15 protein-coding genes are annotated in these 22670 nt (G+C 69.6%); 7 read left to right on the top strand and 8 right to left on the bottom strand.

Annotation, left to right across the window (positions count from 1 at the left end):
* Window positions 1–186 precede the first annotated feature (186 nt).
* Entirely contained in the window at window positions 187–624 is a 438-nt protein-coding gene (locus ABIB38_RS06580; protein ID WP_429202811.1) for an NAD-binding protein, read from the top strand.
* Window positions 625–658: 34 nt separating this feature from the next.
* On the opposite strand, the gene ABIB38_RS06575 is transcribed toward ABIB38_RS06580, so the two are convergent.
* On the bottom strand, window positions 659–1831 hold the full coding sequence (locus tag ABIB38_RS06575; RefSeq protein ID WP_429202809.1) for a GGDEF domain-containing protein: 1173 nt from the start codon (window positions 1829–1831) through the stop codon (window positions 659–661).
* 369 nt (window positions 1832–2200) lie between these two features.
* Between ABIB38_RS06575 and ABIB38_RS06570 the strand changes: the two genes are divergently transcribed.
* A complete protein-coding gene (locus ABIB38_RS06570; RefSeq protein WP_429202807.1) occupies window positions 2201–2647 on the top strand; it encodes an Hsp20/alpha crystallin family protein in 447 nt (148 codons plus the stop codon).
* A gap of 430 nt (window positions 2648–3077) precedes the next feature.
* Here ABIB38_RS06570 and ABIB38_RS06565 read toward each other — a convergent pair whose 3' ends face one another.
* The 3 genes from ABIB38_RS06565 to ABIB38_RS06555 form a co-directional block, all read right to left on the bottom strand.
* Complete coding sequence (locus ABIB38_RS06565) at window positions 3078–3929, bottom strand: universal stress protein (RefSeq protein ID WP_429202805.1); 852 nt, start codon at window positions 3927–3929, stop codon at window positions 3078–3080.
* 13 nt (window positions 3930–3942) lie between these two features.
* Entirely contained in the window at window positions 3943–4755 is an 813-nt protein-coding gene (locus ABIB38_RS06560) for a universal stress protein (RefSeq protein ID WP_429202803.1), read from the bottom strand.
* A 112-nt stretch (window positions 4756–4867) separates the two neighbouring features.
* Window positions 4868–7393, bottom strand: a complete 2526-nt coding sequence (locus tag ABIB38_RS06555; RefSeq protein ID WP_429202801.1) for a cation-translocating P-type ATPase — start codon at window positions 7391–7393, stop codon at window positions 4868–4870.
* An 805-nt stretch (window positions 7394–8198) separates the two neighbouring features.
* On the opposite strand from ABIB38_RS06555, the gene ABIB38_RS06550 reads away from it, so the two are divergent.
* Window positions 8199–9509: a hypothetical protein gene (locus ABIB38_RS06550; RefSeq protein ID WP_429202799.1), complete on the top strand. Its 1311-nt coding sequence runs from the start codon at window positions 8199–8201 to the stop codon at window positions 9507–9509.
* Window positions 9510–9593: 84 nt separating this feature from the next.
* On the opposite strand, the gene ABIB38_RS06545 is transcribed toward ABIB38_RS06550, so the two are convergent.
* The 3 genes from ABIB38_RS06545 to ABIB38_RS06535 form a co-directional block, all read right to left on the bottom strand.
* A complete protein-coding gene (locus ABIB38_RS06545; RefSeq protein WP_429202797.1) occupies window positions 9594–9899 on the bottom strand; it encodes a DUF1330 domain-containing protein in 306 nt (101 codons plus the stop codon).
* A 177-nt stretch (window positions 9900–10076) separates the two neighbouring features.
* Complete coding sequence (locus ABIB38_RS06540; protein WP_429202795.1) at window positions 10077–11759, bottom strand: response regulator; 1683 nt, start codon at window positions 11757–11759, stop codon at window positions 10077–10079.
* The gene (locus ABIB38_RS06535; RefSeq protein ID WP_429202794.1) at window positions 11749–13236 is read right to left on the bottom strand and encodes an ATPase domain-containing protein; all 1488 of its coding nucleotides are present in this window, start codon (window positions 13234–13236) and stop codon (window positions 11749–11751) included. The genes ABIB38_RS06540 and ABIB38_RS06535 overlap by 11 nt, the downstream gene beginning before the upstream one ends.
* A gap of 217 nt (window positions 13237–13453) precedes the next feature.
* Here ABIB38_RS06535 and ABIB38_RS06530 point away from each other — a divergent pair, with 217 nt between their 5' ends.
* Both ABIB38_RS06530 and ABIB38_RS06525 read left to right on the top strand, forming a co-directional pair.
* Window positions 13454–13705, top strand: a complete 252-nt coding sequence (locus ABIB38_RS06530; protein WP_429202792.1) for a hypothetical protein — start codon at window positions 13454–13456, stop codon at window positions 13703–13705.
* A 102-nt stretch (window positions 13706–13807) separates the two neighbouring features.
* Entirely contained in the window at window positions 13808–15196 is a 1389-nt protein-coding gene (locus ABIB38_RS06525) for an FG-GAP repeat domain-containing protein (protein WP_429202790.1), read from the top strand.
* A 13-nt stretch (window positions 15197–15209) separates the two neighbouring features.
* Here the strand turns inward: ABIB38_RS06525 and ABIB38_RS06520 are convergent, their stop codons facing one another.
* Entirely contained in the window at window positions 15210–16337 is a 1128-nt protein-coding gene (locus ABIB38_RS06520; protein WP_429202788.1) for a metallophosphoesterase, read from the bottom strand.
* Window positions 16338–16680: 343 nt separating this feature from the next.
* Between ABIB38_RS06520 and ABIB38_RS06515 the strand changes: the two genes are divergently transcribed.
* Together ABIB38_RS06515 and ABIB38_RS06510 are read left to right on the top strand one after the other, a co-directional pair.
* Complete coding sequence (locus ABIB38_RS06515) at window positions 16681–19866, top strand: TonB-dependent receptor (RefSeq protein ID WP_429202787.1); 3186 nt, start codon at window positions 16681–16683, stop codon at window positions 19864–19866.
* Between the two features lie 62 nt (window positions 19867–19928).
* Window positions 19929–22664, top strand: a complete 2736-nt coding sequence (locus tag ABIB38_RS06510) for a beta-mannosidase (RefSeq protein WP_429202786.1) — start codon at window positions 19929–19931, stop codon at window positions 22662–22664.
* Window positions 22665–22670 lie beyond the last annotated feature (6 nt).

The raw sequence follows: 22670 nt of genomic DNA, 5'->3' as shown, positions 1-22670 counted from the left end.
CCACGCTGGTGGTCGGCCTGTCGCTGTTCGTCACGCCGATGCTGGCGCGGCTCGGCCGCCTGCTGGGAGAGCGCGGCGAGCGCGCCGGGCGCGGCCTGGCCGAGGGCGGCGGCGCCCCGTGGCCGGCGGCGCCATCCCGGGTCGTCATCGCCGGCTTCGGCCGCGTCGGTCAGCAACTGGGGCAAATTGCTGGCGGCGCAGGGCATCCCGTACGTGGCCGTCGAGGCCGATGCGGCGCTGGTGGCGCGCCTGCGCGCCGACGGGCTGCCGGTGTGGTTCGGCAACGCCGCCCGCGCCGACCTGCTGCGCAAACTGCACGCGGGCGCGGCGCCGGCGATCGTGCTGACGATGGACCAGCCGGCGGCGGCGCTGCTGGCCGTGCGCGGCATCCGGCGCGCCCTGCCGCACGCGCGCCTGTTCGTCCGCGCGCGCGACGAAGCGCATGCGCGTGCGCTGCGCCTGGCCGGCGCCAGCGTGGTCGTGCCCGAGACGCTCGAAGCCAGCCTGCAGCTGTCGGCCTTCGTGCTGGAAGCCGTTGGCGTCGAGGAGCGCCTGGTGGAGGAGATCGTCGGGCGCGAGCGCGACCTGTTCGCAGCGGGCCTGCCGGTATCGCGCCCGCCCTGAGCCGGCCGCCCAGCGGGCGGCCGCGTGGCGCCGATCAGCCGCCCGGGCGCGGCGTGGGCGCGAGCACGGAGCGGTTGCGGCCGGTCTCCTTGGCGCGGTACAGCGCGGCGTCGGCGGCGCGCAGCAGCGACTCCCAGCTGTCATGGTGGCGGTCGAGCACGGCCACGCCCAGGCTGACCGTGATGTGCAGCGGTCCGGCGTCGGTCGGCACCGCGAGCGCGGCGATGTCGGTGCGCATGCGTTCGGCGCACGCCAGCGCGTCGGCGGTCGAGGCCTCCGGCATCACGCACACGAACTCCTCGCCGCCGATGCGGCCGAAATAATCGCTGGCGCGCATGCCGGCGGTGCAGGTCTGCGCCATGGCGGCCAGGACACGGTCGCCGATGTCGTGGCCATGGGTATCGTTGACGTGCTTGAAGAAATCGATGTCGAGCATCGCGATCGCCAGTGGCCGCCCGTGGCGCCGGGCCAGCGCGATGTCGCGCGCCGCCAGTTCGGTCAGGTAGCCGCGCGACAGCGCGCCGCTCAGGCTGTCGTAGCGGCTCGCGCGCAGCAGGGCCTGCTCGGCCAGGTAGGTGCGGCGCCAGAGCCGCAGGTGGATCGCCGCGACCGCGCCCGCCAGCAGCCATGCCAGCGCGTACAACAGGGCGCCGTTGAGGAAGTCCGCGGGCGGCAGTGCGCGCGCCGCCAGCGCCAGAAACAGCAGGGCCGGGGCCAGCGTGCACGCCAGCCAGCGGCGCGGGCGCGGCTCGATCAGGGCGAGGACGAGCGGGGCGCCGGTCAGGGCCGGCAGGGCCAGCAGCATGCCATGGTCGAGCAGGCCGGCCGCGGCCGTCATCGCGCCGACGTGGGTGACGTACAGGAGCAGGCAGCGGGTGCGCACCGCCAGCCGTGTATCGGCGTAGGCCGGGATGCCGGCCGTCACGAGGATCAGGCGCCAGGTCAGCGATGCGCGGGCGTGAGCCGGGTCGATCCAGGCATCCCAGGCACTGAACAGGATCACGAAGGCGCCGAGCAGCGGGCCGAGCACTGGAAGCCAGCGGGCGATGTGGCGGTCGAGCTGGACGTCGAAACCCGTGCCGTCGGCGGGTGTGCGCTGCAGCGCGCTGTCCGGCGTCGGACCCGGCGGCGGACCCTGCAGCCGGGACGCCGCTGCGCGGCAGGCACGCGAGACCCGGACTCGCCAGGCGGAATCGGGTTTGCTCATCGTGTCGTCGGTACGGGCCGCAGCATTGGATGGCGACGCGAATGGCGACGCGAATGGCGACGCGGACGGCGACGGTCGGCATGGCGGCCACGCTGGTTCGATGGCCGGCATGGCCGATAAGTTCCGCGGCGCGCACCCGCGGCGACGCCGTAACCCGGACAGCCCGCGGATGCAAGCGGCGCACTTTGATTCAACTCATAGAGATGGTGGCCTCGCATCCTACGATGGTCCAGGGCAGGGCAGTCTGCCGCCGTGGTCAGGGCGGTCGTCACCATCCGGGCACCATTCAGGGACCCTCCGGGCGCGGCCGGCATGATCGCGCTTCGTGGGATCGCCCCTCTTTTCATCATCAACTTCCGAGAGGACATCATGGCAAACAATCTGACACGCTACGATCCGATGCGCGAACTGATGCGCATGGACCCGTTTCGCGGCCTGGAAGACATCATGCGCGATTTTCCGCTCGCATCGGCGTTGCGCGGCCTCGATACCGACCGCCGGATCCGGGTCGACGTGACCGAGACCGACCAGGACTACCTGGTCAAGGCCGACATCCCGGGCGTCAAGAAAGAAGACATCCGGGTCTCGGTCGACGGCAACGTGGTCTCGATCAGCGCGACGCTCCAGGGCGAACAGCAGCAGAGCACCGGCGAAGCGGTATACAGCGAGCGCTACAGTGGCGCGCTGTTCCGCAGCTTCAGCCTGCCGCAGGAGGTCGACGACGCCAAGACCGCCGCGAAGTACGAGGACGGTGTCCTGTACCTGACCTTGCCCAAGAAGCAGGGTACGACGCGCAAGCAGATCACCATCCAGTAAGCGGGCGTCGCCCGGGCGGCGCGAGCGCAACGCCCGTCGCGGTGCCGGTGTCCGACGAAACGCGGGCTGGCAAGGCGCCTCGCTCCCGAAGTGCGCAGCCATGTCGCGAATACCAGGCACAGCAGATGGGGATGTGAACGTGAGACGACCTGCCTGCCTCCTGCACGATGGCACGGAGAGACGGCTCGCCACCGGCGCCCTTCGCGGCGCGATCGGCGCTACCCGTGGCGAGCCTGATGGCGACGTCAAGCGCTGTCGTCGGCGTGGTGCCCGCGAGAGGCGGGGAAGTGGCGCCTGGATGGCCGAAGCCGGTGGGATGGACGAAGCCGGTCGCGGCCCCGGCGGTCCCGGTGGCCCCGGCGGCCTCGACGGCGGCGCGCGCCCGGTTGCCGCCGCAAGCGGTCGATGATGGGCAGCCCTTGCGGTCGCGCTAGTGGGCCAGCAGCACCGGCAGCGTGGCCTCGGCCAGGATGGTGCGGGTGGCGCCGCCGACGCACAGCTCGTGGAAGCGGCTGTGGCCGAAGCAGCCCATGACCAGCAGTCCACAGTCCAGCTCTTGCGCGAGGGCGAGCAGGTCGCGGCCGCTGCCGTGGCGCTGTTCGCGCGTGCAGAAGTGGGCGGGAACGCCGTGCCGATGCAGGAAGCCGGACAGTTCGGACTGGTCGGACGCGAACTGCGGTTCACCCCCGCTGCGGTGCGGCAGGGTGAGCCCGACCACCATCACCGCGAGCGCGCGCTGCAGTAGCGGCAGGGCCGCCGCCAGCGCCCCGGACGCTTCCTTGCTGCCGTTCCACCCGACCAGGATCCTGGGCGCGAGCGCCGGGGCCGGCGGCGGCGCCGGATCCGTGCGCGGCACGATCAGCACCGGACGGGCGCTGTTGAGAATGACGTATTCGGGCAGCCGGGTGCCCGTGCCCGGGACCGACTCGTCCGGGTCGTCCTGGCTGATGACGACCAGGTCGGCGCTGCGCGCCTGACGCGCCAGGCCGTCTTCGGCCAGGTCGCACACCAGCCGCGACTCGCACGACACCGCCGCCTCGCCGGCGATGGCGCTGAAGTGCGACAGCGCGGTTCTGGCGTTGTCGGCCAGCGGCTCGAAGTAGCTGGCCTCGATCGAACCGGGCTGCCAGTGGCAGCCATGGGGGAGAATGGTGCGCGACACGCCCAGCATCGCGGCGCCGACCAGGTGGGCGCCATGCGCATGGGCCAGGGTGGCGGCCCAGCGCATCCGGGCGGGGGCGTGGGACGAGAGGTCCGCATGGACGAGAATGGTCTTGTACATGATCGATCGTTTCCTAGTGGGCCAGCAGGATGGGGCAGGCGGCATGGCGCAGGACGAGCGCGCTGGCGCCATGGAACAGGGTTTCGCGCCAGCGCGCACGGCCATAGGCGCCCATCACCAGCAGGTCGGCGCCCTCCTGCGCCGCCGTGTCGAGCAGGGCGGCGCCGGGATCGGGCGCCGCCGGGCGCAGCGCGGTCCGGGTGACGACCCCGTGGCGCCGCAGGAATGCGGCCAGGCGGGGGGCCGACTCGTCGCCGGCGTCGTCGCCGTCCATGAGCCGCAGCACGGTCGCGTGACGCGCCAGGCGCAACAGGGGCAGGGCGCCGTCCACCGCGCGGGTCGCTTCGGTGCTGCCGTTCCAGGCCACCAGCGCGCCGCCCCCCGGCAGCGCGGCGTTGCCCCCGGTGGGCACCACGAGGACCGGGCGGCCGCCGGCGAGCGCGAGGTGCTGCGCCAGGTCGGGCGGACGCAAGGGCGTGGCGTCATGGCCGGCCGGCCCGACCACGACCAGATCGCAGTAGCGGGCGTCGAGGACCAGCGCCGCCCCGGCCTCGTCGTCGGCCAGGCGCGTCTCGACCGAGGCCACGCGCTCTTCGCGCGCCAGCCGGTTAAAGCGCGCCAGCGCCTGCTGCGCGGCCGCGCGCAGCGCCGCGCACGGCGCGGCCAGCAAGGCGCGCGTCGCATCCGGGGTGTAGCGCGAGATGCCGGTCGGCGCGCTGCCGATCAGGTGCGCGTCCATGGCGTGCGCCAGCCGGGCCGCCAGCCGGATGCGGCCCTGCGCCTCGGCCTCCGGCGCCGCGTGGACCAGAATCGTCTTGTATGCCATCGAAGCGCCCGCCGATCGCGTCCGTTGCCCTTGGTGCCGGCACGTCGACCCGCGCCGGCGCCGTCACAAACATCACCAATACCGGTTGCCGGGGTGTCGAAACTGACATGCATCAAACTCGCGCCGGTGCTTTCCAGGGGGCGCGGCGCGCCAGCTGGACGCCCACCGCCATGATGACGGGCAGCAGCACGGCGAATCCCATCCACGCCGCCGGTGCGGGGGCCATTCGGAACAGGCTGCCCAGCGGCGGGAAATACAGGGCCAGCGCGAGCATGCACAGCGTCGTCAGGATGACCGCCAGCAGGAGGCGGTTCCCGGGCAGCGCGGCGCCGCGCGACCCAGGCGGATGGCGGTACAGCAGCAGGAGGGCGAGGTTGCACAGGGTCAGGCCGCAAAACGCCACGGAACGCGCCTGCGGCTCGCTCAGCACGGCGAGCGCCAGGCCGTAAGCGCCCGCCAGCAAGGCCGCCGCCCACAGGCCGCTGGCCAGCGCCGACATGAACGCCTTGCGCCCCAGCAGCGGCTCGTTGCGGGGCCGGGGCGGACGGCGCATCAGGTCCGGGTCTTCCGGCTCGCTTTCGAAGGCGAGCGAGCAAGCCGGACTGATCACGAGTTCCATGAACGCGATGTGCATCGGGTGCAACAGGATGGGCCAGCCGGCCAGCGGCGGCAGCAGCGCCAGCATGGCGATCGGCACGTGGACCGCGCTGACGTAGCGCATCGACTTGCGCATATTGTCGTCGATGCGGCGGCCCGCATGCAGCGCTTGCACCAGCGAGGAAAAGCGGTCGTCCAGCAGCGTGAGTCCGGCGGCCTCGCGCGCGACGTCCGTGCCGCGCTTTCCCATGGCCACGCCGACGTCGGCGGCGCGCAGCGCGGGCGCGTCGTTGACGCCGGCGCCGGTCATCGTGACGACCGCGCCGCCTTGCTGGAGCGCGCGTACGATGGCCAGCTTTTGCCGCGGGCTGGTCCGCGCGCAGACGCCGACGCCCTCGAGCCGGGAAGCGAGTTCGCCCGCAGCGAGACGAGCGATCTCGCTCCCGGTGAGCGTGGCGCCGGCGGACAGGCCCGCCTGGCGTGCGATCGCCTGGGCGGTGGCGGGGTGGTCTCCGGTCACCATCAGCACCCGCACCCCGGCCGAGCGGCACTGGGCGACTGCCGCGGGAATATCCGCGCGCAAGGGGTCGCTGAAGGCAAGCAGGCCGGCCAGCCGGAAGTGGAGCTCCCCCGGGTCGTCGGGCCAGGGCGGGTCGATGCGTCCGGTGGCGGCCACGGCCAGCACGCGCAGCCCTTCCGAGGCCAGTGCGGCGGCGGCGCGCAGGGCGTCGGTGGCGCCGCCGTTGCGGCACAGCGCGGCGATCGTCTCGGGCGCGCCTTTGGCGAACGCCTGCGCGCCCTCGGCGCCACGGCGGATGTGGATGGTGGCCGCGCGGGTGTCGCTCAAGCCGTATTCGCGTTCCGGAACCCATTGGCCGAGCACGGCCGGCCCGGCCTCGGGCAGGCGCGCGGCGACACGCTGGAGCGCCTGTTCCAGCGGATCCGTCGTGGGTGCGCGGCTGGCCAGCACCGCCTGCCACAACAGCGCGCGATGGGCGGGCGGCGGGACGCCGGCATCGACCTCGAAGGCGGCGCCGTCATGCCACAGCAGGCGCAGGTCCATCCGGTTCTCGGTCAGCGTACCGGTCTTGTCGACGCACAGGACCGTGGTCGTCCCGAGGATCTCGATGGCGGCCAGGCGCCTGGTCAGCACCTGGCGCCGCGCGAGCCGCCAGGCTCCGAGGGCGGGAAAGATGGTCAGGATGACGGGGAACTCTTCGGGGAGCATCGACATCGACAGGGCCACGCCGGCGAGCAGCGCCTGCAGCCAGTCGCAATCGCGCATGCCCAGCAGCAGCACGAGCAGCACGCTGACGGCCAGCCCCAGCAATGCCAGCCGGTGCACCAGGATGCGGGTCTCGCGTTGCAGGCTGCTGGCCGGCGGATCGATATGCGCGAGTGCGCTTCCGATCCGGCCCAATTCGCTCGATGCGCCGGTGGCGCGCACTTCGGCCAGGCCGTCGCCCTGGACGACCAGCGTGCCGGCGAACACCCGCGAGTCCCGTTCCTCGCCGGGAACGGGCGGCGCGTCGTCGCTGCTCCGGGCGCGCTTGAAGACGGGGGCCGATTCGCCGGTCAGCAGGGATTCGTCGACCATGATGCCGGTCGCTTCGAGCAGCTCGGCGTCGGCCGGCACACGGTCGCCTGCAGCCAGGACGATCAGGTCGCCCGGAACCAGGGCGGCGGCCGGTATGCGCAGATGGCGGCCGTCGCGCACGACGTTGGCGAGCGGGGCGCTCAGGTCGCGCAGGGACTGCAAGGCGCGTTCGGTGCGGCCCTCCTGGTAGAGCGTCATGCCGAGCATCGCCACCACCATTGCCAGCAGGAAGACGCTTTCGCGCGGCTCGCCCAAGGCGAGGTAGAGCAGCGCAGCGCCGATCAGCAACAGGAACATCGGCTCGCGCGCAGTGTCCGCCAGGATGGCGGGCCAGCCGCGCCGCGCCTGATCCGGCAGCGTGTTGGGACCGCTGGCGGCGAGCCTGCGCTCGGCCTCGGCGCTCGAGAGGCCCTGCCGGACCGGCGTGGCTTGGGTCGCAACCATGATCGGACGATGCGAATGAGGCGGGCTACGACAGCCTGCGGACCCCGGTGGCTCCGGTTTGCCCCGGCCAGGCCTTTTCGCCACGATCATGCGCCGGGTCGAAGATGTCAACGATAGGGTAGAAGCCTCATCGATGTTTGAGTTGCGTCAACAGTGCGCCGGCGCAGCGGTGGCGCTCCCCCTGGCCCGATCTGCTCCGCATGACCGGGCCGCTTGGCGCCGAATGCCAGCGGTGTCGTAGGCGAAGTAGTCAGTTCTTTCGTTTAAAAGCGCTGCATTCTTGTCGTTCGTGCCGTGAATGGCTGGAGCGGTGTTCCGGCGCGACCGGGCATGCACGGGTGCGGAAACGTCGATTATTCGTTGTATAATATACATGTATATTTGTACGAATCTTCATTGCTGGGTTACAATATGGTTTTGCGCCGTCAGTCGTGGCCTGGCATTCATCAAGGTCCCCGAGTCGATGCGGCGCCGGGCGCCGCGTACGGCGCCATCACCCATGCGGGCGACCCTGGCCCCGGATTCTCTCCATGGCGATGCCATTGCCGTGGCCATGCCAACCACCGCGGGCAGTCGCGGGCCGTTGCGGTCTCGGGAACCCAGGCCGGGCGTCGCATGCCGCTCGACACCAGGCGCTGCCGCGCCGTCAACAGGCCGCAGGCCCGCGATGCCTCGTCAATGGCGTCATCGCCGGCGCGACGACGGCCGCTGCACGCCGATCATCATTCAGGAAATCTACGTGAATTTGCACCACATTATTACCTTGCAAGACATTGATTCGACAATGGCGGCGTTCGCCGCGCGCATGAAAATGAAGACGGCGACCGGCTTGTGCGCCGCGCTGGCGGGCGTTGCGGTGCTCGCGTCCGGCCCTGTCGCTGCTCAGGAAGACGCCCCGGAGAACGCCCCGGAGAGCGCCCAGCGGAGCGTCCATGAGAACGGCCATGAGAATGCTGGGGAAAACGCCCAGGAAAACGCCGAGGATCGCGCGAGCGCCGCATCGCCGCTGACGATCGGCGGCGCGATCCGCTTCAATTACGTCCACAAGAGCTGGCAGGACGACTACCGCAGCGGGTTCTTCGGCCTCGATACGGCGCGCCTGGACGTCAACTACGATGACGGCCGGATGATCGGCTCGGCCCAGTACCGCTACAATCGTTATCCGAAGGGGCAGGGCGGATACTGGCAGCATTTCCTGCACCATGGCTGGGGCGGCGTGCGCTTTGACGACAAGAGCGAGCTGCATGTCGGCCTGGACAGCAATCCCTTCGGCCTCCTGCCGTTCGCCTCGAATAACTTCTACGAGTCGATCGCCTTCTACGCCGGCTTCGAAGACAAGTACGACCTCGGCGTGAAATACATCAGCCGCCCCGGGCCGGTCGAATGGCAGCTCGCATTCTTCCCGCGCGACGGCGGTTCCTATGGCGGGGGCGGCAATACGGCGGGCGCCTCGAACCGCTACTCCTACAATATCGTCAAGGATGACGACGAGCAGGGCTACGGCACCGGCCAGACCGACAGCGAGCGCAACACCCTGGTGGGACGCGTGGTATGGAACCTGGGGCCGGAGGGCCGCCATGAATTCGGTTTTTCCGGCCTGACCGGTGAGATCGACAATGGCCGCGGCACCGATACCCGGCGCCACGCCGGCGCGGTCCACTATCGCGGCAACTATGGCCGCGTCAACGTGATGCTGCAAGCGATGCGCTATCGCTACCGCACCGCGCACGGCCCCGAGCAGACCTATGGCGGACTGGACCCCAACAGCTTCGTCCTGGTCGGCGGCTTCGGCTATCCGTTCCCGGTCGCCACGGCGGGCGACATCCATATCGCCAACGTCAGCTACGACATCCCCGGCAGGCTCGGCCCGTTCAGCCAGTTCAAGGTCTATAACGACTACAGCGTCCTGAAAAAGCGCAGCGGCGCCTACCGCGACTCCGTGCAGAACGTGACCGGGATGAGCTTCGCGGCGGGGAAGTGGTCGTTCTATGCGGACTTGATGATGGGCAAGCACCACCCCTATATGTCGCCGGATTTCGGCGGCCTGGCCGCGACTTCGTCCGAGCATCAGGGGTTTTCGCGCCGGATCAACCTGCAGGCGGGCTATTATTTCTGACTTGCCCTGGATCGGGCGACGCGCACTGCGCGTCTTCCATGACAAGCGCCAACCGCCGGAAGGCGCGGCTGGCGGCTGGCCCGGCTATCGGGCCGGCGCGGCGTCGCTGCCGTCCACCAGCAGCACCCGGTAGTCGGCGCCGAGCTGGCGGTGCTGGCGCGCTTCCTGGTAGGCCGGGCTGTCATACCATGCCCGCGCCGCCGCCATGTCGGGAAAGCGCAGGATGGCGACGCCTTCGGCGGGCGGGCCCTCCAGCACCTCGAGTTCGCCATAGAAGGCAAGCCGGGTGATGTCGTGGCCGGCGCGGGCCGTGGGCGCCATTTGCGCGTACTGGTCCATCTCGGCCTGGTCGGTGGTTTTCTCGCGGATAAAGACGACATATGCTGGCATGGATTCTCCTCTGGTTCGGTGGTCGTTGACGGGTCGGCGGCGCCATGGTGGCCCGGTCGCCACGGCCCGGTGCTGAAAGTGAAAGATGGTCATCCTGCGGTGATGGCCCGGGATCCATTTTGACCGGGAAGTATCCGGCCGTGGCGCCCGCTTCGCGCCAGGCCGCCAGCCGCCGCGTCAGCGCGGCTGGCGTGCGCCGCCGCCAGATTCGCGCTTGCGCAGCGCGCTGACGAAGGCGTCGTGGATGGCGCCGAGCGACGCGGGTTTGCGCACGAACTGCACGCGCAGGTCCTGCAGCCGTTCGGGCGACAGCATGTAGCCGCTGGTGAGCACCACCGGCAGCGCCGGATGGTGCTCGGTCAGCCAGCGCGCCAGGTCGATGCCGTCCATCTCTCCCGGCATCATCACGTCCGAGAACACCAGGTCGACCTGCGCCAGGTCGCTGGCCAGCGCCGCATCGGCGCTGGCGGCCAGGCGCACCTGGACGCCCAGCGACTGCAGCAGCGCGCCGGTCGCGTCGGCCACGTCGGGGTCGTCCTCGACGTACAGTACGCGCAGGCCCTTCAGGCCGTCGGCGCGCAGGGCGGACGGGTCGCTGTCGGCGGCCGTGGCCCGCTCCTCGCTGCGCGGCAGCAGGATGCCGATCGTGGTGCCGACCGGATCGCGCCGGATGAAGGCCAGGCCATGGCTCTGGATGGCGAAGCCGTACACCTGCGACAGCCCCAGCCCGGTGCCCTTGCCCATCGGCTTGGTGGTGAAGAACGGCTCGAAGGCCTGGCGCGCGGTCTCCTCGCTCATGCCCTGGCCCTCGTCGCCGACGAACAGGCCGACGAAGTCGCCGGCCAGGCGACCGCCTTCGGGCAGCGCGGGGTCGGGCAAGGTCCAGTTGCGCGCCTCCAGCGCCAGCACGCCGCCGTCCGGCATGGCGTCGCTCGCGTTGCCGGCGACGTTCAGCACCGCGGCGTCGAGCTGGGCCGGATCGACCACGACCTGCCACAGGTCGGGTGCGACCTCGCTGCGCAGCTCGATGCCTGGGCCCAGCGTGCGCAGGATCATGTCCGAGGTCGCGCGCAGCTGCGCGCGCAGGTCGACCGCGACGCTGGCCAGCGGCTGGCGCCGGGCATAGGCCAGCAGTTGCTGGGTCAGCGAAGCGCCGTGGCCGGCGGCGCGCCGGATGCCGTCCAGCGCGCGCGCCACGCGCACGTCAGGGCTGTCCGCCAGCAGCATGCGCAGCAGGGTTTCGCTGCCGGCCACCACCTGCAGGATGTTGTTGAAATCATGGGCGATGCCGCCCGTGAGCTTGCCGATCGATTCCAGCCGGCGCGCCTCGGCCAACGCCTGTTCGACCCGGCGCCGCTCGAGCACCTCGTGCTCCAGCGAGGCGGTGCGCCGCGCCACCGTCGCCTCCAGTTCGCCGGCATGGCCGGCCAGCTGCGCCAGCTGGTCGCGCACGGCGAACTGCAGGCGCCGCGTGCGCAGCGCCGCGCGCAAGGCCATCGCCAGCGCGAGGCGGGCGGTGGGGCGGATGAGCAGGGTGACGTTGCCGAGTTCGCCGAGGCGCCGGAAGCGGCCGTCGTCGACGTCGCGGCTGTCGGCGTCGGCCAGTACCAGGAGCGGCAGGTCGGACCACACCGGCTGGCGCCGCAGCCGGTCGGCCAGGTCGTGCAGCGCGCAGCGCGCCAGGCCTTCTTCGGTGATGACGATCGCGAGCGCGCCGTCGCCCAGCGCGGCGTAGAATTCAGGGACGCCGGCGGAGACCGTGGCCGCCACGCCCTCGTGCTCGACGATCGCGCGCAGGGCGGCGGCGTCGCCCGCCAGCGGGGCGAACACCACCACCGCCTGTGTCGCGTCAGGCGCCAAGGGCCGCCACCCCGCGATCGTCGTCCTGGCGCTGCACCCGGGCGCCGATGCGGATGCCGTCGGCGGTCAGCTCGAGTTCGCGGATCTCGTGCACGTGCGGTCCCTGGCGCTTCTTGAGCACGCACAGCGCCTTGCACACCACGTGGTCGCGCTCGTAGTAGCGCAGCGAAATGATGTTATCGGTGATGATGCTGACCGCATCCGGCTCCTTCGAGGTGTCCAGCGTCTGCGAATGGGCGCCGACGATGATCGAGGACACGCTCATGTTGCTCAGGTAAGAGAACAGCTCGTTCATCTGCGGCAGCAGCGACTTTTCTTGCCGGATCACGTCGAGGTAGGAGTTGATGCTGTCGATGATCACCAGCTTGACGCCGTGGTCTTCGACCAGGCGCCGCACGCCCCAGATGAATTCGCCGGGCGAGATGCGCGACGGATTGACGCGGCGCAGGAAGAAGCGGCGGTTGTCGCCCGGGTCCGCCGCGTCGCCGGCGCCGGCGTCGCCGATGTCGAGGTCGCGCACCGGCCCTTCGCCCATGTCCGCGACCAGGCGCGAACGCAGCGTCGACTCGGATTCGTCGAAATTGAAGTACGCCACCTGCAGGCCCGCCTTGACCGCCGAGCGCGCATACTGGAGCGCCAGCGTCGTCTTGCCCACGCCGGAGGGCCCGAGCACCATCGTCGAGCTGCCGGCGACCAGCGGGCCTCCGACCAGTTCGTCGAGGGCCGCGTTGTCGCTCACGATGTCGTTGCGTTGCGGCGGGCGGTGATGCTCCTGCGCGATCAGGCTGGGAAAGACCAGGATCTCGCCGGGAAGGATCTTGTAGTCGTGCCAGCCGGTCTGGAAGCTGCCGCCGCGCATCTTGAGGACGTGCAGGCGGCGCCGGGCGGCGCCGAAATGGGGTTCCATGTACTCCAGCGAGATCACGCCGTGCACGGCGCTTTGCAGCTCGTATTCGCGGCCGTCCGAGGTGATGTCGTCGAGCAGCAGCACGGTCGCGCCGATGCGGCTGAGGCGTTCGCGCAGCGCGATGATCTGGCGCCGGTAGTGGGCGCTGTCGCGCGCCAGCAGGCGGATCTCGACCATCGAATCGATCACCACGCGCGCCGCGCGCGTCTGCTCGACGCGTTCGGCGATGCGGTTGACCAGCTCGGCCAGCTCGCTGTCGGTGGGCAGCAGGATGCTCTGCGGCGCCGGCTGCGCCGGCACCGGGATTATCTCGACGATCTCCACCCCTTCCAGGGTCCAGCCGTGGTTGGCCGCGGTGGCGCGCAGTTCTTCTTCCGCTTCGGACAGGCTCAGATACAGGCCGGCGTCGCCGCCGGCCACGCCCTCGATCAGGTAGCGCAGGCCGAGCGTGGTCTTGCCGGTGCCGGGCCGGCCTTCGATCAGGTGAATGCGGTTACGCAGCAGGCCTCCGTGCAGCACTGCATCGAGTTCCGGGATTCCTGTGACAACGCGTTGCGGACTATGGGTCATGTCGGTTTCTTCTATGGCGCAATAGGCCTGCCGGGTTGCGGGGCAGGATGGGTATTCTGATGAAAGTATGATAACAATCCCGGCTGGACAGCGGCGCAAGATTGAAGCTCCCGGGCATTTATTGGCATATGGCAATGTTTCATGCCAGTGGCGCGACTACCATGCGGGTAGCGGCGCGGGCGCCGCGCGCCGGTCCCGTCCAGGAGGTGACACTGCCATGATCGATGACATGAAGTTCGTCAGGGAAGTCGCCACCGGGCTGCGGCAAGTGTGGCGCGCGGCGTCCGGATTCCTGCTCAGCATCGAGCTGTGGCTGATGGTGCTGGTGGCCGCCAGCATGGTCGCGGGGGTCTGGCTGGCCTTCATGGGCCAGCCATGCTGCCTGCCGGCGTTCGGCTTCGCGCTCGGCTACCCGGCGCTGCGCATCGTCCTGCACATCAGGGGGCGCGTCGCCTGGCCGTTCTTCTGAAGCGGCCGGCCGGCGCCCGTCTTGCCGGCCCCGGCCGGCTCGTCGAGGGCGCCATTGCCAGGTCTGCTATGCTGCCCGTTCGCAGCGACAGGAGGAGCATCGATGACGCCAGAACCCTGCGCCAGGCCGCGCATTGCCCGTTGGATCCGTCTCGCCACCGCCATGGCGCTGGCCGCCACGAAGATCGGGGGCGCCGCTCTGCACGCCCGGACCCCAAGCCAGGCCGCCACGGCGCCCGTGCGCGATCCTGCGTATGACGCCTTTGCGCTGATCCCCGAGGCGCCGGGATCCGGCTGGATCGATGCGACCCTGCCCAAGGTGCCGGTCGCACCGGCCCTGCACGCGACCGACTCGGTGTTCATCGATGTCGACCACGACGCCGACCTGGATGTCGTGGTCTCGGTGGAGCACGGCGTCAACCGCCTGTACCGCAACGACGGCGGCGGCAGGCTGACCTACGTGCCGGATGCCTTCGGCGCCCGCATGCACGACAGCGAACACGTGCGCGCCGCCGATGTCAACCGCGACGGCCATATGGACGTGGTGTTCGTGGCCGAGGCCGACGAATATCACCAGCTTTACCTGGGCGACGGCAAGGGCGGCTTCATCGACGCCAGCGCGCGCCTGCCGGCCCACAGCCAGGGCAATGGCCTCGCGGTCGGCGACGTCGATGGCGACGGCCTGCCCGACATCTTCATCGGCAGCACCGGCGAGGCGGGCGGCGGCAAGGAGGCGCCGGCGAAGAACCTGCTGTTCCTGGGCGACGCGACGCGTCCCGGTTACTTCATCGACGCCTCCGCCACCCACCTGCCGCAGGCGAACGACCAGACCGAGGGCGCGGTGCTGGCCGACATGGACGGCGACGCCGACCTCGACCTGGTACTGGCCAGCCCCAGCCAGCCGAACCGGCTCCTGATCAACGACGGCAAGGGCCGATTCAGGGACGAGTCGCACCGGCTCGAGCTGAAGACGCCGATGCAGACGCGCGAAGTGCACGTGCTGGACGCGAACGGCGACGGCAGGCCCGATATCGTCTTCTTCAACATCACCAGCAACAATGCCGGCTGGGAAAAGGATCCGCAGACCCGCCTGCTGGTCAACGACGGCAAGGGCCGTTACCGCGACGAGACCGCGGCGCGCCTGCCGGCGCACACCTTTTCGAGCTGGGCCGGCGCGGTGGTCGATTTCAACCACGACGGCGCGCCCGACCTGCTGGTCGGCGCGATCCAGGTGCCGGGTTTCGTGCCGCTGCAGCTGCGCGCCTGGCAGAACGACGGCAAGGGACACTTCAAGGACGCGACGCTGTCCGTGATCCCCGGCGTCACCGTCGGCCGCAGCTGGAGCATGGGCAAGGGCGACCTCGATGGCGACGGCAAGGACGATGTCTTCGTCGGCGGCTGGGGCACCCAGGCGCGCCTGCTGCTCAGCGACATCGAGCGGCACCGGGCGTCGCTGCCGCCGGTGCCGGCGCTGGAAAAGCGGCCGCGCTGATCCAGGCACTCACTCAGCTTGCCGGCCTGAGGATGAATTCGGTGATCTCGGCCGGCACGCCGAGCCGGATCGGGAAGCCGTTCCACAGGCCGGTACCGTTGCTGACGTACAGCTGCATGCCCCCGATGCGGTAACTGCCCGAGACGTAGCCGCCGTTGGCGCGCTTCACGACCTGGTCGACGCCCCGGATCATGCCGCCATGGGTATGGCCCGACAGCTGGACGTCGATCCCCGTTCCGGCATTGGCGGCGATGCCGATCGGCTGGTGGCTGAGCAGCACGACCGGGACATCCGGCGCCGCGCCTTCGAGCGCGCGGCGCGTGCTTGGTCCTTCCATGCCGAAGCGCGGCGCCACCCGGTCGGTGACGCCGGCGATGGTCAGGCGCCCGCCCGCGTGGTCGATCGTGATGTGGCGGTTGGCCAGCACGCGCATCCCGAGCGCTTCGAAGGCGCCCGTCCAGCGCTCGGCGCCGAAATAGTATTCGTGGTTGCCCAGGCTCGCGATGACGCCGTGGCGGGCCACGAGGCCGGCCAGCGGCCGCACGTCGCCCGCGCGCGCCTGCGGCGAGCCGTCGATCAGGTCGCCGGTGATGACGACCAGGTCGGGCCGCAGCGCATTGCTGCGCTCGACCACCTCGCGCACCCAGTCACCGTGCATCAGGCGGCTGATGTGCAGGTCGGTCAGTTGCACCATCCGGAAGCCAGTCAGGGCCGGCGGCAGGTCGCGGATCGCCAGCTCGACCCGGCGCACCTCGGGCGCCTGGATCGCCTGGCCCACGCCGACGGCCGACAGCAGCGCGCCGGCGGCGACCACGGCGTAGCGCAGGCGCATGGTCACGCGCGCATCGATGGCGCGCCCGCGGCGCAGCGCCCACGCGGCCAGCAGGGCCAGGTCGGCCAGCAGCTGCAGCAGAAGAACCAGTAAAAAGCCGCAGTACAACCAGCCCAGCAGGATGATGAAGATGCGCGGGATCTCGGGCGAAAACATCGTGCCGTAGACCCAGCGCTGGATCATGTGGTGCTGGCACACCAGCAGCAGGGCCAGTCCCAGGCCGATCCGGGTGGCGCGGTGCAGGGGAAGGGGAACGATCAGGCGCAGGACGAGGTACAGGTAGGCAACGTAAACATAGGGGAAAAACACAGCGGAGGCACTCTTGTCTCTGGTTAAGTTGCCGCGATGATATCGCACTCGTTGCCATGGACCGGGGGTGCGCACGGTTTATCGGCGTTTACTAAACTTCGCTAAACTTCGCCGCTTCCGCGAAAGAATGTTGAGTGTAAGTTCTTTCCTTTGTATAAATTCGCTTGTTGTTACACGAAGACCCCTGCTATGCGCGCGGCATCACTGCCGTTTAGTAAATCCCTGTGAACGCTATCATTCCAGCGTGTCGCATCCGGGGAGAGCAGGGCAAGTCGCTTCATGGAGCCCCGACAGGTTCCGCCTAAAAGAAAGCCCGCTACAGGGCACGATCAGGAGACGCACGATGACTTCAAGAACCCAAGCCGCTTCCCGGCAGCCGAGCTGCCGCGTCACGCCCATCGCCATGGCGGTCGGCGTCGCGCTGCTGTCGCTTTCCAACGCCTATGCGCAGACCGGCGCCGCGTCCGCGCCGCCGGCCGACCAGCCGGTCCAGCCCGCCGTGCAGTCGCCGGCCGGATCTGCGCTGCCGACCCCGGCCCAGCAGAACGCCGCCAGCCCGGCAGCGACGGTCATGGTGACCGGCTACCGCTATGCGATCGAGAAAAGCCTCGACCAGAAGCGCGAGGCCAACTCGATCGTCGAGGTGGTCACCGCCGAAGACGTCGGCAAATTCCCCGACAAGAACGTGGCCGACGCGCTGCAGCGCGTGCCGGGCGTGGTCGTCACCCGCAGCGGCGGCGAAGGCAAGAACGTCAGCGTGCGCGGCCTGTCGTCCGATCTCACCCTGACCCAGCTGAACGGCAACTACGTCGCCACCGCCGAATCGAACGGCGATCCGAGCCGCTCGTTCAACTACATGCTGATGCCGTCGAACATGCTGGCCAGCGCGGAGCTGTACAAGACGTCCGAGGCGCGCTTCGACGAGGGCGGCATCGGCGGCACCGTGATCCTGCGCACCCGCCGTCCGCTGGACGTCGAGTCCGGTTCCGGCTTCGTCAACGTCGAAGGCACCTGGGCCGACACCACCAAGAAGACCGACCCGCAGTATTCGGGCCAGTACGCCTGGCACGACGAGAGCAACCGCATCGGCGTCCTGGTCGGCTTCACCCAGCAGAAACGCACCACGCGCACCATGGGCGCCAGCACCGAGAACTGGCAGTGGTATGCCGACGACTACAGGACGCAGCGGCCGGTCGACGTCAACGGCAACCCCTCGGGCCTGAATTCGTTCTGGTGGGGCCAGTCGGGCTTCTATGACCAGTCGGGCAAGTACTACAGCAAGTTCGCGATGCCGACCTCGGTCAATATGGACGTGCGCGAGACCGAGCGCGAACGCAAGGGCGGCCAGATCACCCTGCAGTTCAAGCCGCTGCGCAACCTGAACATGACGGCGAATTACTTCCGCTTCGACCTGCAGCAGAACAGCCAGCTGAACCAGCTGAAGGTCCCGGAATGGAATATCGCGCGCTACGACGGCGACGGCAACTGGCCGGGCGGACGCCTGCTCGACGGCTTGAGCTTCGACCCGAGCGGCACCGTGGTCACCGGCGCCCAGTACAGCGTTCACCCCGGCAAGGCCTATTACTGCAACAGCGCCCAGGCCGGCGCGGGCGGCCTGACCAATACCGGCGGCTTCGGTCCGGACGACTGCACCATCCCGACCCCGCAGATCACCGGCAGCTACAGCCGCGAGAAGGCGCTGTCGCAGACCGCCGACTTCGAAGTCGAATGGAAGGGCGATTCGATCGACGCCAGCTTCAAGGCCGGCCGCACCTGGGCCAAGGGCGGTCCCGCGCTGCAGTTCGGCATGCCGATCAAGCCGCGCGTGCAGAACGCCGACGGCAGCTGGACCCTCGGCAACACCGCGACGTCGTGGGACGTGTCGGGAACGCCGACCATGACCTTCGCGCCGGAACTGATGCAGAACCTGCGTAACGGCATCGGCGAGATCGACCTGGGCTCGACCTCGTCCTCGTGGACCCGCAACAGCACCGAGCAGAATTACGCCCAGACCGACCTGACCTGGCATGCCGACAGCAACTGGCTCGATTCGATCCAGTTTGGCGCCAAGTACCGCGACGGCGGCACCAGCCGCAGCACCGGCAACAACTACTGGGTGTGCCAGGGCGCCGACCCGGGCGACTACGACAGCCGCTACCAGAACGGCTGCGACGCCAACGCCAACAAGTTCCGTCCCGAGTTCCTGTACAACGCATCGCTGGGCAACCTGACGAACGGCCTGAAGGCCAGCGCCTTCCCCGGCATCGACTACCCGGCCTACATCTCGTACCTGAACCAGACCTACGGCGCCATGCAGACCCGCAACGAGGACAACTTCATCTACAACGTGGACGAGAAGATCACCTCGATGTACCTGCAGGCCAACATCAAGACCGACCGCCTGCGCGGCAACTTCGGCGTGCGCGTGGTCCGCACGAAGCAGCATGCCGATTCGACCGACAAGGTCGACTACTTCAACGACTACTTCTTCGACGGTCCCGACGGCACCCCGGCGCCTTGCCAGGCCGGCGGCCTGCCGGCGGCCGGCGCGCCCGCGGGCTCGGGCTGCACCAGCGGCTTTACCGTGGTGCCGGACAGCCAGACCAATCCGGCCACCGGCCATGTCTCGACCTATGTGGTCAGCTCGCTCGACCGCAACTACACCGACGTGCTGCCGAGCCTGAACATCGCGTACGACCTGACCGACACGCTGCTGCTGCGCGCGGCGGCCTCGAAAGTGGTGGCGCGTCCGAGCTACAACGACATCGGCGCGCCGGGCGCCCTGAACTACTACAGCCAGGAATACGTCGAAGACCGCCGCCTGATCGGCGGCGGCGACCGCCAGGGCTGGTATGGCTCGGGCAGCAACAAGGACCTGGAGCCCTACCAGGCGACCCAGTACGACGTGGGACTGGAGTGGTACTTCCAGCGCGGCTCGGTGCTCGGCATGGGCCTGTTCCGCAAGAACGTGCAGAACTTCGCGGTGCCGGTGGTGCGCGACGTGACCCTGAACATCGGCGGCGACGCGATCGCGGTCCAGAACTACGCGACCAGCGCCGGCGGGCGCGACGCGGTGTCGAAGGGCATCGAGCTGTATGGCCAGCACACCTTCGACAACGGCTTCGGCATCCAGGCCAACTACACGTACAACAAGACCAACCAGGCCGCGATCACGCTGGCGAACGGCACCGAGATCGGCACCTCGCCGCTGGTCGGCAGCGCCAGGAACCAGGCAAACCTGACGGTGTTCTACTCGAACGACAGGCTGATGCTGCGCGCCTCGTACAACCGCCGCGGCGAAGTGGTCAACGGCCTGATGAACGGCTTGAACGTGTACGAGGAACCTTACAGCCAGGTCGACCTGAACGCCGCCTACAACTTCACGCCGCAACTGAGCCTGACGGCGTCGGTCCTGAACCTGACCGAGGAAGAGTCGCGCTCGCACCTGGGCAACGGCACCAAGCAGCGCTTCTACTCCAACAGCTACGCGGGCCGGGTCGCGTACATGGGCCTGAACTACAAGTTCTGATCCCCGTTCCATCCTCCCCGCGCCGCCACGGCCGGGGAGGATTTTCTCATTCTGGACAAGCCATGCAAGCCATGCACGCCATGAACATGCACGAACGGGCCCGCGCAGCCGCGCCCTGGCCGGGGCGATGGTGCGCGCGCCTTGTGTCGGCATTGATCGTCGCCCTGGCGGCCGCCATGGCGGCCGCGCCAGCCGCCGCCTCCCGGCTAGCGCTCGACCAGGGCTGGACCTTCCGTCTGCTGCCCGGCCACGCCCAGGGCAACACCCATGTCGAAGCGCTGCCGTCGCGCGCCGCGACCGTGCCGGGCACGGTGCATACCGACCTGCTCGCGCACGGCGTGATTCCGGACCCTTACGTCGGCGCGCCCGAAGCCGGCCTGCAATGGATCGGCCTGGCCGACTGGGAATACCGCACCAGCTTCGACGTCCCGGCCGCCACCTTGCGCGCCGCGCGCAGCGACCTGGTGTTCGAGGGCCTCGACACCTTCGCCGAGGTCTGGCTCAACGGCGTCAAGCTGTTCGAGGCCGACAATGCCTTCCGCACCTGGCGCGTGCCGGTCGAAGGGCGGCTGCGCGCCGAGGGCAACATCCTGCGCGTCGTGCTGCGCTCGCCGATCGCGAAGATGCTGCCGCAGGTGGCCGCGATGCCGCACAAGATCGCCGGCAACTACCCGTCTCCGTACGGCGACGAGCCGAAGGACGCCATGACCGGCAACTTCGTGCGTAAACCCGGCTATCACTATGGCTGGGACTGGGGCCCGCGCTACGTCGGCGCCGGGATCACGAAGCCGGTAACGCTGCACAGCTGGGATGCGGTGCGCATCGACGACCTGCAGCTGCGCCAGGACCGGGTCGATGCCGCGCGCGCCGAGGTCACCGCCATCGCTTCGCTCGACGTCGTGCACACGGGGCGCGCCGAACTGCGTCTGTGGCAGACGGCGCCCGACGGCAAGCGCACGCTGGCGGCGTCCAGGCGCGTCGCGCTGGACGCCGGCGCCAACCGGATCGCGCTGCCGGTGCGGGTCGACTACCCGCAGCGCTGGTTCCCCAACGGGTATGGCGCCCAGCCGCTGTACCGTTACGAACTGGAGGTGCGCGAGGTCGGCGGCGGCAAGGCGCCGCTGGCCACGCATACCGCGCGCACGGGCCTGCGCAGCGTCGAACTGCGGCGCGACCCGGACGATCGCGGCAGCAGCTTCTACTTCGTCGTCAACGGCATCCCGGTGTTCGCCAAGGGCGCCAACACCATCCCCTTCGACATGTTCCAGCCGCGCGTGAGCCGCGCGCAGCTGCGGCGCGTGCTGGAAGCGGCGAAGAACGCCAATATGAACATGCTGCGCAGCTGGGGCGGCGGCTATTACGAGGGCGAGGATTACTACGACCTGGCCGACGAGCTGGGGCTGATGGTGTGGCAGGACTTCATGTTCGGCGGCGGCATGCAGCCGGCCTACGACGAGGCTTTCCGCGCCAGCGTGGTGCACGAGGCGCGCGACCAGGTGCGGCGCCTGCGCAACCGCCCCAGCGTCGTGCTCTGGTGCGGCAACAACGAGGAAGAGATCGCGTGGAAGTACTGGGGCCACCGCAAGACCCTGGAACAGGCCGACCCGGCCTTCGCCGACCGGGTATGGAAAGGCTATGTGCAGCTGTTCGGCGTCGACCTGCGCAAGGTGGTGGCGCAAGAAGGCGGCGGCATCGGCTACTGGTCCAGCTCTCCCGGCAACGACCTGCAGGAAGTGGCCAACACGCCGGCCGCCGGCGACATGCACTACTGGGAAGTGTGGGGCAATCCGGCCCATCCCGTGTCGGCCTACCTGGACGTCACGCCGCGCTTCATGTCCGAGTATGGCCTGCAGGCCTGGCCGGTCCAGCGCACCATCGACGCCTTCGCCCACCGCGCGCAGCAGCGCATCGACCATCCGGTGATCGAGGCGCACCAGAAATTCATGGCCGGCCGGGGCAACGAGCGCCTGCTGAAATACGTGCGCGAGGAGTTCGGCGAGCCGGCCGATTTTTCGGGCTTCGCCTACCTGAGCCAGGCGATGCAGGCCGAGGGCATCGAACTGGCCGCGCTGCACCACCGGCGCAGCCGTCCGACCACCATGGGCTCGCTCTACTGGCAGCTCAACGACGTGTGGCCGGGGGCCTCATGGTCGGGCATCGACTGGTTCGGCCGGCCCAAGGCGCTGCAGTTCCACGCCCGGCGCTTCTTCGCGCCGGTCGCGCTGGCGGCGCTGCGCGACCGCACGGGCATGACCCGGGTCAGCCTGCTCAACGACCGCACGCATCCCGCGCGCGGCGAGCTGCGCACGCGCGTGATGACGCTTGGCGGCCGGGTGCTGCGCGACGAGCGCAAGGCGGTCGAGATCGCGCCGCTGTCGGCGTTCGATGCGGCCGGCTACCCAGACGCCGACCTGCTCGGCGGCGCCGATCCGGCGTCCACCGTCGCCGTGTTCGAGCTGCGCGCCGCGGGTGAAGCTCCCTCGCGCGGGGTCGTGTATTTCGCGCCGGCCAAGGACATCGCCTGGGTTGACGCCGGCCTGCGCGCTCAACTGCACGCTGAGTTGCGCCGCGACGGCGATGGCTACGTGGTCGAGATCGAGGCCGCCCGGCTCGCGCGCGCCGTCTGGATCGATTTCGGCGCGCTGGACGCCGAGCTGTCCGACAACGCCCTGACGCTGCTGCCGGGCGAGCGCGTCCGGTTGCGCTTGACCGCCACCGCCAATGAAGGCGCGCTGCGCGCCGCCATGAACATCCGCTCGCTGTCCGACGCCGTGCGGGCCACTACAACAACACCATAGGAGACC

Source organism: Massilia sp. UYP11 (assembly GCF_050434805.1).
Classification (GTDB): Bacteria; Pseudomonadota; Gammaproteobacteria; order Burkholderiales; family Burkholderiaceae_D; genus Telluria.
Note: the sequence above shows the minus strand (reverse complement) of the source record. Positions and strands in the feature narration are given on the sequence as shown.

Coding starts and splice junctions, on each gene's coding strand:
- ABIB38_RS06575 (WP_429202809.1), bottom strand. CDS start 1,831: ATGAGCAAACCCGATTCCGCCTGGCGAGTCCGGGTCTCGCGTGCCTGC.
- ABIB38_RS06570 (WP_429202807.1), top strand. CDS start 2,201: ATGGCAAACAATCTGACACGCTACGATCCGATGCGCGAACTGATGCGC.
- ABIB38_RS06565 (WP_429202805.1), bottom strand. CDS start 3,929: ATGTACAAGACCATTCTCGTCCATGCGGACCTCTCGTCCCACGCCCCC.
- ABIB38_RS06560 (WP_429202803.1), bottom strand. CDS start 4,755: ATGGCATACAAGACGATTCTGGTCCACGCGGCGCCGGAGGCCGAGGCG.
- ABIB38_RS06555 (WP_429202801.1), bottom strand. CDS start 7,393: ATGGTTGCGACCCAAGCCACGCCGGTCCGGCAGGGCCTCTCGAGCGCC.
- ABIB38_RS06550 (WP_429202799.1), top strand. CDS start 8,199: ATGAAAATGAAGACGGCGACCGGCTTGTGCGCCGCGCTGGCGGGCGTT.
- ABIB38_RS06545 (WP_429202797.1), bottom strand. CDS start 9,899: ATGCCAGCATATGTCGTCTTTATCCGCGAGAAAACCACCGACCAGGCC.
- ABIB38_RS06535 (WP_429202794.1), bottom strand. CDS start 13,236: ATGACCCATAGTCCGCAACGCGTTGTCACAGGAATCCCGGAACTCGAT.
- ABIB38_RS06530 (WP_429202792.1), top strand. CDS start 13,454: ATGATCGATGACATGAAGTTCGTCAGGGAAGTCGCCACCGGGCTGCGG.
- ABIB38_RS06525 (WP_429202790.1), top strand. CDS start 13,808: ATGACGCCAGAACCCTGCGCCAGGCCGCGCATTGCCCGTTGGATCCGT.
- ABIB38_RS06515 (WP_429202787.1), top strand. CDS start 16,681: ATGACTTCAAGAACCCAAGCCGCTTCCCGGCAGCCGAGCTGCCGCGTC.
- ABIB38_RS06510 (WP_429202786.1), top strand. CDS start 19,929: ATGCAAGCCATGCACGCCATGAACATGCACGAACGGGCCCGCGCAGCC.